At 66.2% G+C, this 12,442-nt stretch carries 12 protein-coding genes, 1 tRNA gene and 1 riboswitch; of the genes, 7 read left to right on the forward strand and 6 right to left on the reverse strand.

Annotated features, from left to right (window positions below):
* The first annotated feature begins 15 nt into the window (after positions 1 to 15).
* Positions 16 to 91: transfer RNA gene (locus ACFFUC_RS01715), tRNA-Lys, on the forward strand.
* 187 nt (positions 92 to 278) lie between these two features.
* Here the strand turns inward: ACFFUC_RS01715 and ACFFUC_RS01720 are convergent.
* Positions 279 to 1,493 carry a histidine kinase dimerization/phospho-acceptor domain-containing protein gene (locus ACFFUC_RS01720; protein WP_377682923.1) on the reverse strand — a complete coding sequence of 405 codons (1,215 nt, stop codon included), beginning with the start codon at positions 1,491 to 1,493 and terminating at the stop codon, positions 279 to 281.
* On the reverse strand, positions 1,490 to 2,143 hold the full coding sequence (locus ACFFUC_RS01725) for a response regulator transcription factor (RefSeq protein ID WP_377682925.1): 654 nt from the start codon (positions 2,141 to 2,143) through the stop codon (positions 1,490 to 1,492). Before ACFFUC_RS01725 ends, ACFFUC_RS01720 begins: the two co-directional genes overlap by 4 nt.
* A 195-nt stretch (positions 2,144 to 2,338) precedes the next feature.
* Between ACFFUC_RS01725 and ACFFUC_RS01730 the strand changes: the two genes are divergently transcribed.
* The 6 genes from ACFFUC_RS01730 to ACFFUC_RS01755 all read left to right on the forward strand — a co-directional run bounded on the left by ACFFUC_RS01730 (position 2,339) and on the right by ACFFUC_RS01755 (position 8,471).
* Positions 2,339 to 2,638: a lipid-A-disaccharide synthase N-terminal domain-containing protein gene (locus tag ACFFUC_RS01730; protein WP_377682927.1), complete on the forward strand. Its 300-nt coding sequence runs from the start codon at positions 2,339 to 2,341 to the stop codon at positions 2,636 to 2,638.
* Positions 2,635 to 4,212, forward strand: coding sequence for an ArnT family glycosyltransferase (locus ACFFUC_RS01735; protein ID WP_377682929.1), 1,578 nt, complete (start codon positions 2,635 to 2,637; stop codon positions 4,210 to 4,212). The genes ACFFUC_RS01730 and ACFFUC_RS01735 overlap by 4 nt, the downstream gene beginning before the upstream one ends.
* Positions 4,209 to 5,027, forward strand: coding sequence for a glycosyltransferase family 2 protein (locus tag ACFFUC_RS01740; protein WP_377682931.1), 819 nt, complete (start codon positions 4,209 to 4,211; stop codon positions 5,025 to 5,027). Before ACFFUC_RS01735 ends, ACFFUC_RS01740 begins: the two co-directional genes overlap by 4 nt.
* Entirely contained in the window at positions 5,024 to 6,127 is a 1,104-nt protein-coding gene (locus ACFFUC_RS01745; protein WP_377682932.1) for an NAD-dependent epimerase/dehydratase family protein, read from the forward strand. The genes ACFFUC_RS01740 and ACFFUC_RS01745 overlap by 4 nt, the downstream gene beginning before the upstream one ends.
* A 36-nt stretch (positions 6,128 to 6,163) precedes the next feature.
* A riboswitch (cobalamin riboswitch) is annotated at positions 6,164 to 6,343 on the forward strand.
* 47 nt (positions 6,344 to 6,390) lie between these two features.
* Positions 6,391 to 7,152 (forward strand): 5,6-dimethylbenzimidazole synthase, encoded by a 762-nt coding sequence (gene bluB / locus ACFFUC_RS01750; RefSeq protein ID WP_377682933.1) that lies wholly within the window; start codon positions 6,391 to 6,393, stop codon positions 7,150 to 7,152.
* Positions 7,153 to 7,298: 146 nt separating this feature from the next.
* Positions 7,299 to 8,471, forward strand: coding sequence for a pyridoxal-phosphate-dependent aminotransferase family protein (locus ACFFUC_RS01755; protein WP_377682935.1), 1,173 nt, complete (start codon positions 7,299 to 7,301; stop codon positions 8,469 to 8,471).
* An 81-nt stretch (positions 8,472 to 8,552) separates the two neighbouring features.
* Here the strand turns inward: ACFFUC_RS01755 and ACFFUC_RS01760 are convergent, their stop codons facing one another.
* From ACFFUC_RS01760 to ACFFUC_RS01775, 4 genes are read right to left on the reverse strand one after another with little or no spacing between them, the layout of a single operon-like run.
* Positions 8,553 to 9,326, reverse strand: coding sequence for a heme ABC transporter ATP-binding protein (locus tag ACFFUC_RS01760; protein WP_377682936.1), 774 nt, complete (start codon positions 9,324 to 9,326; stop codon positions 8,553 to 8,555).
* Positions 9,323 to 10,396, reverse strand: coding sequence for a FecCD family ABC transporter permease (locus ACFFUC_RS01765; RefSeq protein WP_377682938.1), 1,074 nt, complete (start codon positions 10,394 to 10,396; stop codon positions 9,323 to 9,325). Before ACFFUC_RS01765 ends, ACFFUC_RS01760 begins: the two co-directional genes overlap by 4 nt.
* Entirely contained in the window at positions 10,396 to 11,277 is an 882-nt protein-coding gene (locus ACFFUC_RS01770; RefSeq protein WP_377682940.1) for a heme/hemin ABC transporter substrate-binding protein, read from the reverse strand. The genes ACFFUC_RS01765 and ACFFUC_RS01770 overlap by 1 nt, the downstream gene beginning before the upstream one ends.
* Positions 11,274 to 12,314 carry a hemin-degrading factor gene (locus tag ACFFUC_RS01775; RefSeq protein WP_377682943.1) on the reverse strand — a complete coding sequence of 347 codons (1,041 nt, stop codon included), beginning with the start codon at positions 12,312 to 12,314 and terminating at the stop codon, positions 11,274 to 11,276. The genes ACFFUC_RS01770 and ACFFUC_RS01775 overlap by 4 nt, the downstream gene beginning before the upstream one ends.
* Positions 12,315 to 12,442: the final 128 nt, after the last annotated feature.

Raw genomic sequence — 12,442 nt, forward strand, 5'->3', positions numbered from 1 at the left:
ACCGCCACAAGATGTGGGCCCATAGCTCAGTTGGTAGAGCAACTGACTTTTAATCAGTGGGTCACAGGTTCGAATCCTGTTGGGCTCACCATCTTTATCCGCTTGGCAGATTGCAAGCAAACGCTGAAAAATCAGCAAAAACAATCAAATACACTGACGCAAGACGAGACCGACAGGCGCTTTCGCCCTGCTTCGGACCTGGATTTTCGCCTGCCTGAAGATGGCGGATTGTGCGGACCGCCTGCCCCGCATACGGCCGTTTGCGCGCAGATCGCCGCTCAGGCCGTGAAGGTCATCACCACCTTGGCCAAACCGTTTTCCATCGAGAAGCTCAGGCCGATTCCCTCTTTGCCCGTGATTTTCTGCACGATGCCGAGGCCCAGTCCCGTCCCTGCGCTGCGGGCCGATTTTTCGAATGTGCCGTGGCGGAACGCGGCGCCCTCGGCGACGGGGTTGAGGATGCTCAGGACGGGACCCGCCTCGAGGAGGACCCGCACCCGTCCGGTGCCGTGATCGCGCGCGTTGCGGAGCAGGTTTTCAAGGATCAGGGCCAAAGCCTCGGGATGGATCGCGACAAAGGCGCTTTCGACATCGCCGTCGTCAAAGACGATATCGCCACGCATCTCGGCGATCACCATGCGCGTGACCTGCACCAGATCGCTTTGCGCGCCCGCCGCCCCCGCCGCATCGGCGCGCGACAGATGCAGGAGCCGGTCGACCAGCGCGCCCAGACGCAGCAGGGAATCGGCAATCCGTTGCGGCGCGGCGGGATCGGCCACCCCCGCCATCAACGCCTGCGCCTGCGCCGAGGCCGCCGCGACCGGCGTGCGCAGCTCGTGGGCGGCCTGCACGGCGAATTGGCCCTCGGCCTCGATATGGGCGCGGATGCGCTCGAGATAGAAATTCATCGCATCCCGGATAGGGGCAAGTTCCTGCGGCAGATCCATCTGCCCGCTTGGGCTGAGATCGCTGGCCTTGCGCTTTTGCAGATCCTGCGCAAAGCGGTTTGCAGGCCGCAGGGTTGCGGTGACCACGCGGCTTACCGACCACAGCGCGACCAGCAGCACCGGCAGCATGATCGCGACCAGCCATGCCACGCTTTCGGCCAGCTCTTCGCGCCGCCACTTATCGCTTTGACCGACCTCGACGCTAAGCGAGCCGTCCGGATCGGAAAGGCGATACACCCGCCATCCGGCCAGATCATGGCCGCCGTTCGTGCTTTGCACGGGCCAGACGGCGGGCAGAACCTCCTGCCCGTCCGCAATGATGCGGATGCGGACATCGCCCAGTTCCGCGGGCAGGTTCAGCCCGCCGCTCTCGCGATAGGCCGACAAAACGAACTGAGCCGAGCCCTTGAGGCTTTCATCGACCAGCTCGCCCATTTCATGGTTGAGCGCGCCGATCGCGAGCCCCAGCCCGATCGCCCAGCTCAGGGCGATCCCCAAAAGCACGCGCCGCAGCAGACGTTTGCGCAGGGACCAGGTGCTGCTCATTCGACGAGATAGCCCAAGCCGCGGCGGGTCTGGATGACATCCGCGCCCAGCTTTCCGCGCAGGCGCGAGATATAGACCTCGACCGCATTCCCCGCGATTTCATCCTCGAAAGCATAGAGCCGTTCCTCGAGAACGCGTCGCGACAAAACCCGCCCCCGCGCCGCCAGAAGCGCATCGAAAACCGCCCATTCGCGCGAGGTCAGCCGGATCTCCGCATCCTCGCGAAACAGCCGCGCGCCGGCGCGGTCGATGCGCAACTCGCCCAAAGTGGTCTCGGCCGAAGGATCGCCGCCCGCGCGGCGGCCGTGAGCGCGCAGACGGGCCTCGAGCTCGCCCAGATCAAAGGGTTTGACGACGTAGTCATCGGCCCCCGCATCCAGCCCCGCGATACGGTCGGCGATCTGGTCGCGCGCCGTGGCGATGATCACCGGTACGCGATTGCCGCGCCGCCGCTCGCGCCGCAAAAGCTCGAGCCCCAGCCCGTCGGGCAAAGCGAGATCGAGCAGAACCGCATCGAATTCGGCAACGGCAAGGATGGCATCGGCATCGGCCAAAGTCGGCGCGAGATCGACCGCATGACCCTGCGCCTGCAGGAAACGCTGCACCGCATCCGCAATATCGGCCTCGTCCTCGATCACCAGAACGCGCATGGCTCGGCTCCGTTTGGTCCGCCTCCTTCATGCACGCACCGGCCGGCGGAGACAACTGTGGCGTTACCGGCTGGCCTTCGCCGTAGCGGACGCGCCGGAGGCATCGGCGTGACGCGGACAAGGCCTTTGTAAGGTTAGCGAAAGAATCGGGTGATCAAGAGGGGGGCAACGACACCGATCGAGGGAAGTTCACCCATGTCCGACCAGACCTTCTGGCTCAGCATCGGCCTTTTGGGCCAGACCCTGTTCAGCGCCCGCTTTCTGGTGCAATGGCTGGCCAGCGAACGGGTGCGCCAAAGCATTGTGCCGACCGCCTTCTGGTGGCTGTCGCTGGCGGGTGGCGCGACGCTTCTGGCCTATGCGGTCTGGCGGCGCGATCCGGTCTTCATCATCGGGCAAGCAAGCGGGCTGCTCGTCTATATCCGCAATCTGATGCTGATCCGCCAAACCGGCCGCACCACTGCGCTTGCGGCAGGCGACGGAAGCGCCGCATGAGGCTGTCCGTTCTTTCCGCCACGCTGCTGTTCGCGCTCGGCCTGCTGGTTCTGGTGCTGCTGCGCCCGCTGATGCCCATCGACGAGACCCGCTATGTCGCCGCCGCATGGGAGATGCATCAGGGCGGCTCGCTTTTCGTGCCCCATCTCAACGGCGAGCTTTACGGGCACAAACCGCCCCTGCTGTTCTGGCTGATCAATCTGGTCTGGCTTTTCACCGGCCCGAGCGGTCTGGCCGCACGCCTTGTCGCGCCCGCTTTCGCCGTCGGCGGCGTCGCCCTGACAGGGCTGCTGGCGCGCAGGCTCTGGCCGGGCGAGCCGGAGCGCGCGGGCATTGCGGCACTGATCCTCGCCTGCTCGCCGGTGTTTTTGTTCTTCGGCTCGACCACGATGTTCGACACCATTCTGGCGGTCTCGACCCTGCTTGCGATGCTGGCGCTATGGCAAGCGGCGCAAGAGCCCGACCTCGCGGGCGGCACGGCGTCGGGCCGCCGGAGCTGGCTGCTTCTGGGGGCGGCGATCGCTTTGGGCGTCTACGGCAAGGGGCCGGTGATCTTTCTCCATGTGCTGCCTGTCGCGCTGACCATGCCGCTTTGGGCCCCCGCGCCGAGAGCGCCTGTGAGCAAATGGTTTCGCGGGCTGGCGCTCGCCCTTGGCGTGGCGATCGTGCTGGTCGCGCTGTGGCTTCTTCCGGCGCTGGTCATCGGCGGCGAGCCCTACCAGATCGAGGTCCTCTGGCGGCAAAGTGCGGGGCGCATGGCGTCGAGCTTTGCGCATCAACGGCCGGTCTGGTTCTATCTGGCCTTGCTGCCGATGCTGATCTGGCCCTTCGGCTGGACCCGCTCGGGGCTGGGCGCACTGGCGCCGCGCGCCCTTGCCGCCCGACCCGAGACCCGTTTCCTGACCATCTGGTTTCTCGGCGCGCTCATCGCCTTTTCGGCAATCAGCGGCAAACAAACCCATTACCTGCTGCCCGAAATACCCGCTCTGGCCCTGCTGCTCGCGCGCGGCCCCGCCCAAAGACAATGGACAAGCCGCGATCTGTGGCTGGCACTGCCGCTTGCGGGCCTTGCCCTCGGGCTGGTGGCGGCGGGCCTGCGTCTGGTGCCTGCGCTCGAGGCGCTCGATTTCCGCCAGCCGCTCTGGGCGGCCGCCTTGGGGCTCTTGTGCCTCGGAGCGGGCATCTGGGGCTTTTTGCGCCTGCGCTCTGGGCTGATCGGGCTGGGGGCATTGGCGCTTTCTTTCGTGATCGCGCTGCATCTCGCGGCCAGCCCGTTGCTCTTTGCGCGCTACGACCTGACCCCGCTCGGCGCAGCGCTTGCGCCCTACCGTGATGCAGGCATCGCCATCACCGACGGCACCTATCACGCCCAGCTCAACTTCGCCGCGCGGCTCGACCATCCCGTCGCCCGTCCGACCACGCCCGAGGCCGTCGCCGACTGGGCCGCGAGCCACCCCGGCGGCGTCCTGCTCGACCTTTCGGGCGCACAGATCGCGGGCCTGCATCCGGTCGCGCGCCTTCCCTACCGCAGCGACACCTACACCCTCTTCCAACCCAACGAGGTCACACCATGACTTTCGACATCTCCATCGTCCTGCCCGCCAAAAACGAGGCCGGCAATATCGAGGCCCTGCTTCTCGACATCTCGCGCGTCATGGCCGATGCCGATCACGAAATCATCGTCGTGGATGATGCATCGACCGACCAGACCCGTGATGTTCTTGCGCGGCTCAGACGGCGGATGCCGCAGCTACGGGTGGTCTGCCACCAAAGCTCCTGCGGGCAATCGGCGGCGATCCGCAGCGGCATTCTGGCCGCCAAAGGCCGCATCATCGCAACCTTGGATGCCGACGGACAAAACCCGCCCGAGAACCTGCCGGACCTGCTGCGCCCCCTGCTCGATGCCCCCGCGGGCGACCGTATCGGGCTTGTGCAGGGCCAGCGGGTCGGGCGCAAGGATACACGTTCGAAACGATGGGCCTCGAAGCTCGCGAACCGCATTCGCGGCGGGCTTTTGGGCGACGGGGTCAGCGACAGCGGCTGCGGGCTCAAGGCATTCCCGCGCGAGGTCTATCTGAATCTCGCCTTCTTCGACCATATCCACCGCTTCATGCCCGCCATGATCAAACGCGAGGGGTGGACGGTCGTGACCGTACCCGTCACCCATGCCGAACGGGCCTCGGGGCGCTCGAACTACAACAATTTCCAGCGCGCGCGGGTGGGTGCGGTCGATCTTTTGGGCGTGGCATGGCTGATGCGCCGCCGCCGCTTGCCGGTCGTGCGCGATCTGCCGATGTCCGCGGGGCTAGACGCGCCGGCGCGCAGCACCGCCTCCAGCGGCCACAACCCCGCCTTCGGGCAATCCACAACCGTGGAGGCCGCGCTGTGAGAGTTCTGATCACCGGAGCGGCAGGTTTCATCGGCGCGACGCTCGCACGGCTTTTGCTGCGCGAGGGCTGCGAAGTGGTCGGGGTCGACGATCACAACGCCTATTACGACCCCGCCCTCAAGGCCGCGCGCGAGGCGCAGCTTCTGGCCAGCCCGAATTATCTCTCGATCCGCGCCAAGATCGAAACCCCCGGCCTGCTGCGCGACCTTTTCGCGGCCAACAAGCCCGATGTGGTCGTCCATCTCGCGGCTCAGGCCGGCGTGCGCCATTCGATCACCCATCCCGAGACCTATCTCGCCTCGAACCTGCAAGGCAGCTACGAGCTGCTTGAAGCGGCCCGCGCCCATCCCCCGCGCCATATGCTGATGGCATCAAGCAGCTCGGTCTATGGCGGCAATGCCCAAATGCCCTACCGCGAGACCGACAAGACCGATCTGCCCCTGTCCTTCTATGCCGCGACCAAGAAGTCCAACGAGATGATGGCGCATTCCTACGCCGGCCTCTTTGCGCTGCCGATCACGATGTTCCGCTTCTTCACGGTTTACGGCCCTTGGGGGCGGCCGGATATGGCGCCGCATCTCTTTACCTCGGCGCTGTTCGAGGGGCGCGCGATCAAGCTGTTCAACCACGGTCACATGATGCGCGATTTCACCTTCGTCGACGATCTGGTTGCCTCGATCCGCGCGCTGATGGATGCGGTCCCGCCTGCGCCGAATGCGGCCAGCCGCGGGCCTGCCGCGGAATTCGACAGCCTCTCGCCCTGCGCGCCCTGGCGCGTGGTCAATATCGGCAACGGCCAGCCCGTCCCGCTGATGGGCTTTGTGCGCGCGCTCGAGGCGGCCTCGGGGCGCGAGGCCCTGTTCGAGATGCTGCCGATGCAGCCCGGCGACGTCGAGGCGACATGGGCCGACACCACCTTGCTCGGGCATCTGACCGGCACGGTGAACCGCACCGATATCCGCGAGGGTGCGGCGCGTTATGTCGGCTGGTTTCGCGATTACTACGCTCAGGACAAGGCCATGACGCCAGTTTGGCAGCCGGCCCATCAGGCGGCCATCCGCAACCCGCCCTCGCGCGATTGGCAACGCCCCCTCTCCTGAGGCCGCGCAAGGGATTTACCCAAAGGCGCCGTTCGGGCTATGTTTCGCGGGTCTGGTGCCCGCGCGATCGGCCGGGAGAATCGGGAATGCGGCGAACATCCGCAACGTGCCCAACGCTGTAAGGTGGACGGGCGGCATGGTCACTGGCGCAAGCCGGGAAGGCGCCGCGACCGGATGAAACCAAGTCAGAAGACCGGCCAGACGGCATAGACTGCGCCATGCGGACGATGGCGCGCTCGCAGGTCTGTCAGACGAGGGACGTCATGCAACCAAACCGCCCCCCTTCGGGTCACAACACGGCGAATTCCGACCAAACGGCACATAGCCCGTCGGACCATCCCGAACCCGCGCGGCCCTTTTCGCAGGCCGAGCGCGCGGCGATCTACCGCGCCATCAACGAGCGGCGCGACGTGCGCAGCCAGTTTCTGCCCGACCCCATCGCCCCCGAGGTCCTGCGCCGCCTGCTCGAAGCCGCCCATGCCGCGCCCTCGGTCGGGCTGATGCAGCCGTGGAACTTCCTCATCATCGAAAGCACCGCCGTCCGCCAGCAGATCCGCGCCGCTTTCGAGACCGCCAATCACGAAGCCGAAGACATGTTCGACGGCCGGAAACGGCAGCTTTATTCCGAGCTGAAACTGCAAGGCATCACCGATGCGCCAGTCAATCTGTGCATCACCTGCGACCGCGATCGCGGCGGCAAGGTCGTTCTCGGGCGCACCCACAACCGCGACACCGATCTTTATTCGACGGTCTGCGCGGTCCAGAATCTGTGGCTGGCAGCGCGGGCCGAGGGGATCGGCGTCGGCTGGGTCAGCATCTTTCACGATGCCGATCTGCGCCGCATCCTGAACCTGCCTCACCATGTCGTGCCGGTGGCCTATCTCTGCCTCGGCCATGTCGCCGAGTTGTACGAGCAGCCCGAGTTGCAGGCGCGCGGCTGGGCCGAACGCCGCGTTCTGGACGATCTCATCCTGCACGAGCGTTGGCCCGACGAAGAGACCGCGCCGCAAAACCGCGAAAGCTGACCGCAGAGAGGGCCGGAGGGCTAGGCCGAGAACAAACCCGAAGGGGGCCGACCCGAAGGCGGGAATTGACCCTGCTTTCGGGCCGCCCTATCGATGGGCGGCGCAGAGATCACGCGCCTGTCTCCTTTCCGCTTCGGGACTCCCAGATGACCTTTGCCAACGGCCGAACCACGCTTGCCATTCCCGGCCCCTCGCCCCTGCCCGACCGCGTTTTGCGCGCGATGGCGCGGCCCTCGCCCGATATCTATTCGGGCGAATTGCCCGCGCTCAACCTCCGGCTCATGGCGGGGCTCAAGCGTTTGGCGGGCACGCGGGCGCATCTCGCCGCCTATATCGGCAACGGCCATGCCGGATGGGAGGCCGCGATTGCCAATCTCTTCCACCGCGGCGAACGAGCGCTGGTCCTGACCTCGGGCCATTTCGGCCACGGTTGGGCGCGCGCGGCGCAGGCGATGGGGGTCGAGGTCGAGATCATGGATTTCGCCGCCCGCGCCGCCGATCCCGCGCAACTGGCGGAAAGGCTGGCTGCCGACAAGGACCATCTCATCAAGGCCGTGCTGGTCTGCCATATCGACACGGCAACCTCGGTTCAGGCCGATCTGATGGCGCTGAAAGCCGCGATCGGGGATCATCCCGCGCTGTTTGCGGTGGATGCGATCGCCTCGCTCGGATGTGCAGAGCTCTGTATGGATGATTGGGGAATCGATGTGCTGGTCTCGGCCAGCCAGAAAGGGCTGATGTCTCCGCCCGGCGCGGCATTCGTGTGGTTCTCGGAACGCGCGAAAGCCATGGGTCCAAGCGATATGGCCACGCCTTACTGGAACTGGCACGCCCGCGCCGAAGCGACCGAGTTGTGGCAATTCTGGGACGGCACCGCGCCGGTCCAGATGATCTATGCCGCGAACGAGGCGCTGACGATGATCCTCGACGAGGAAAGCCTCCCCGCCGTCTGGGCGCGCCACGAGGGCCTCGCCCGCGCGGTCTGGGCCGCTTTCGAGGCATGGGGCAAGGACGGATCGGGGATCACTTTGACCGTGGCGGAACCGTCCGAGCGGGCGCGTTCGGTCACGGCGGCGACCCTGCCGCGCGCCGATGAGCTACGGGCATGGTGCGACCAGAAGGCGGGGCTGGTGCTGGGCCTCGGTCTGGGCGCGGAGGATGCCGCCAATGCGCTGCGCGTCGCCCATATGGGCCATGCCAACGCCCACCAGATCCTCGGCACGCTGGCCGTGATGGAGGCGGGCATGACCGCGCTTGCCATCCCGCATGGCGCGGGCGCGATCGAGGCCGCGGCGCGGGTCATCGCCGAACGCGCCTGAGCCCATTCGCCGATTAAGCAAATGCGGACGGGTCGCGCCTTGCGGTGCGACCCGTTGCGGTTTTCACGTGAAGCAAAGCCTTCAGGCGGCGGCGTGGGGCAGGATCCAGATCCCCTCGGCCGGCACGGTATTGACCGCCAGCGCGCAGCCGTAGGCCTCGGAAAGGCGCTGGTTGGTCAGCACTTCGGCGGGAGTGCCCTGAGCTACGACCAGCCCCGCTGTGACCAAAGCGATACGGTCGGCAAACATGGCGGTCAGGTTCAGGTCATGCATGACCGCGACCACCCCGCCGCCGCGTCTGGCGTAATCGGCGGCCAGCCGCATCACCGTAAGCTGATGCGCGATATCGAGGCTGCTGACCGGCTCGTCGAGAAACAGCCAGCGCGGCCCCTCTTCGCCCAGAGGCTGCCAGACCTGCACCAGAACGCGGGCAAGCTGGACGCGCTGCTGCTCTCCGCCCGAAAGCTGCTGGTAATAGCGACCGGCGAAACCGCCTAGATCGACCCGCTCCAGCGCGCGAAGGATCAGCGTATCCGCCTCGGGACCGCGCGCCTGCGAGCCCAGACGCACGACCTCGGCCACGGTGAAGGGAAAAGACAAAGCCGTCGCCTGCGGCAGAACGCCCCTGATCCGCGCGAGGGTTTCGGGCGGGGTCTTGGCGATCTTGTGGCCGTTCAGCGTGACCTCGCCGCGGCAGGGCAGCTCGCCGGTCAGCGCGCGCATCAAGGTGGTCTTGCCCGAGCCGTTCGGCCCGACGATGGCGGTGAACTGGCCCGCCTCGGCGCGGAAATCGGCACCGTGCAGGATTTCCTTGCGCCCGAGGCTGAGGTGGATGGTTTGGGCGATCAGGCTCATAGGTCGACAATCCCGCGGTTGTGCAGAAGGATCCACAAGAAGACCGGCCCGCCCAGAATCGCGGTGATGATCCCGATCGGCAGTTCGGCCGGCGCGATGATCGTGCGGCTGACGATATCGGCAAGGATCAGCATGGTCGCGCCCAGAAGGCCCGAGTTGATCAGCAGCCAGCGGTGATCCGGCCCCGTTGCAAGCCGCAGAAGATGCGGCACGACGATGCCCACGAAACCGATCCCGCCCGAGGCCGCAACCGCCGCCCCCGTCGAGGCGGCAACCGTCAGGATCGACAGGTTTTTGACCTTCTGGACGCGGATGCCGATATGGCCCGCGGCAGCCTCGCCCAAAGCCAGACCGTTGAGCCCGCGCGCCAGCAGCGGCGCAAAGGCCAAAGCCGCGCAGATCACCGGCGCGGCCGCCATGACCTTGAGCCAGTTCGACCCCGCCAGCGAGCCCAGACCCCAGAAGGTCAGATCGCGCAATTGGCTGTCGTCGGCGATATAAACGAGCACGCCCGAAATCGCGCCGGTCAGCGCGCCGAGCACGATCCCCGCCAGAAGCATGGTCGCAATCGAGGTCCGCCCGCTGCGCGTCGCGATCCGGTAAAGCACCATCATCGAGACCCAGCCGCCGACAAAGGCCGCGACCGGCACCAGATACCAGCCGAAAAACCCCGAGACCGCCGCAGGCAGCATCCCCGCCAGAACGATCGCCGAGATCGCCCCGAGCGAAGCTCCCGCGCTGACCCCCACCAGACCGGGATCGGCCAGCGGGTTGCGGAAAAGCCCCTGCATCACCGCGCCCGACACCGCGAGCGCAGCCCCGACCAGAATGCCCATGATCAGCCGCGGCAGGCGGATATCGAGGATGACGATCCGGTCCTGCAGGGCAATCTCTCGCCCAGCCAGAAGATCGCCGAGAAAGCGCGACAGCGATGTCCCCGCCGCGCCCCAGCCGAGCGAAAGGAGCGAAGAAGCGCAAAGCACCGCGACCAGCACGAAACAGACGAGCCGCGCGCGATGCGTGCGGTCGCCCTCGAGGCGCGTGATCGTCTCCGGACTGATGGCCACCATCAGTTCACCGCATAAAGCGCGTCATGCAGCTGGCGGGCGGCCTCGCCCGTGCGCGGGCCGAAGCCCAGAAGCAGCAGGCCGTCCATAAAGACGATCGCGCCGTTCTTGCCTGCGGGCGTGGTCTGGATGACCGGCATCGCCAGCGCGCCCTCTTTGGCGGCACCGTGATCGGCGCTGCCGTTGGCGGTCGCATCGGCCGAGGCCTCGCCGCGGTCCATCATCAAGATGACATCGGGCTGGGCGGCAATGATCGCCTCGTCGGTGACGGGTTTGTAGCCCTCGATCCCGGAAACCGCGTTCTGGCCGCCGGCAAGCGTGATGATCGCATCGGCCGAGGTGCCCGCGCCGCCCGCCATGATCCGGCCGCCCTGCAGCGACAGGATGAACAGGACTTTCTTGGGGGTCTCGACCCCGGCGGAAAAGCCCGAAACTTCGGCGAGATCGGCCTTGACCTTCTCGGAGAGCGCGGCCCCTTTTTCCGCCACGCCAAGCGCTTCGGCGACGGTGGTGATCTTGGTTGCGATCCCTTCGGCGGTATAGGCTTCGGGGACCTCGACGAAGGGGATCTTCGCGCCTTGCAGCACCGAGATCGCCTCGGGCGGTCCGGCGCCTTCGTCGGCGATGATCAGATCGGGGCCGACCGAAAGCACGCCTTCGGGGGAGAGGGCGCGGACATAGCCGACATCGGGCAGAGCCGTCGCCTCGGGCGGAAAGCTCGAGGTGGTGTCGCGACCGACCAGACGGCCCTCTTCGCCGAGAGCATAGATGATCTCGGTGATCGAGCCGCCGATCGACAGGACTTTGCCCGCATCGGGATAGCTTTCAGCCATGACCGCGGCGGGCGCGGCCATGAGCATGGCCGCGAGCGCCGCGCGGATCATGCCGCGACCTCGACCAACTGCGGCAGGCTGCGCGCCAGCGCGTCCCATGCCGCCGCATCGCCGCCTTTTTCCTCGCGCATGCCGAAGCATTGGAAGATCAGCATGCCTTCGGCGTCGAAAGCCTCGACCGAGAGGGCCGCGCCGCGTTTGGTGGGCTTTTCGACCAGCCAGACTTCGGCGACGTGGTCACCGCGCAGATGCAGGTTGAAGCGCGGGTCCATGACGTTGATCCACGGTCCCATCGGCTTGACCGAATGGATCGGGCCGGAATGGATCTCGATGCAGCCCATATTGCCGACGAAGAACATGACCTGCACGCCCTCGGCCAGAAGGCGCTCGAACAGCTGCGGAACGGCCTCGACGGCCAGAGGCTGGGCCCAGGGCGCGCCCGCAATGCGGTATGCGCCGAGGCGGTTCATCTTGAGGCGGCGCATCAACCCGTTGAACTGGTGCGTATCGGTCATCGCAGCCCATTCCTCGCGCAGGGCAGCGGCCTGGTCGGCTGCGGCTTTCGCGGGTTCGACCGGCTTGCGGGCCGCAAATTCGATCTCGTCGCCCTGATCGGCAAGCGCCAGATCACGCTTGAGAGCCTCCCATGCGCCGAGATCGGAGGTCTCGCGCAGGTGGATCTTGTGGACGGCATCGCCCGCCGCGTCGAAAACCTGAACCGAGCGGCGCACGCCTTTGTCGCCGGCCACTTCGACCGCGAAAGCATGGACCATCTGGCTCGGGAAAAAGCGCAGGTCGATTTCGGGATCCAGCGTCATCGCGGCATGATCGCCGTCGTGGAAATTGTTGTAGGTGCCGACTTTTTCGATGACGCAGGAACGGTTGCGCGTCAGTGCCATGACTTCGCCAAGCGCCTGGACCGCGGGGATCAAACGCCCCGGAGCCGCCTCGATTCGGATGGTGCCATGACCCACTTCGGCCGCAACGAGTGCCGCCTCGGGCACATCAAGTTTCCCCGCCAAATCAAACGGGCGGCCAGTGTCTTCTGCTTTTAGCTGGCGAAGTTCGGCTGCAGAATATCGCGTCATGTCATTCCCTCAATTGGCATTTTTCAGGCGCTGGCTGGGATTGTGGCTGATGCGCTGTGCTTGACAGATTTACTAAGGTTTCTTATGCGACGCAAGATCGCCAGCATCCTTGCCAGCCAGAAACACGA

Source organism: Paracoccus cavernae (genome assembly GCF_042430175.1).
GTDB lineage: Bacteria > Pseudomonadota > Alphaproteobacteria > Rhodobacterales > Rhodobacteraceae > Paracoccus > Paracoccus cavernae.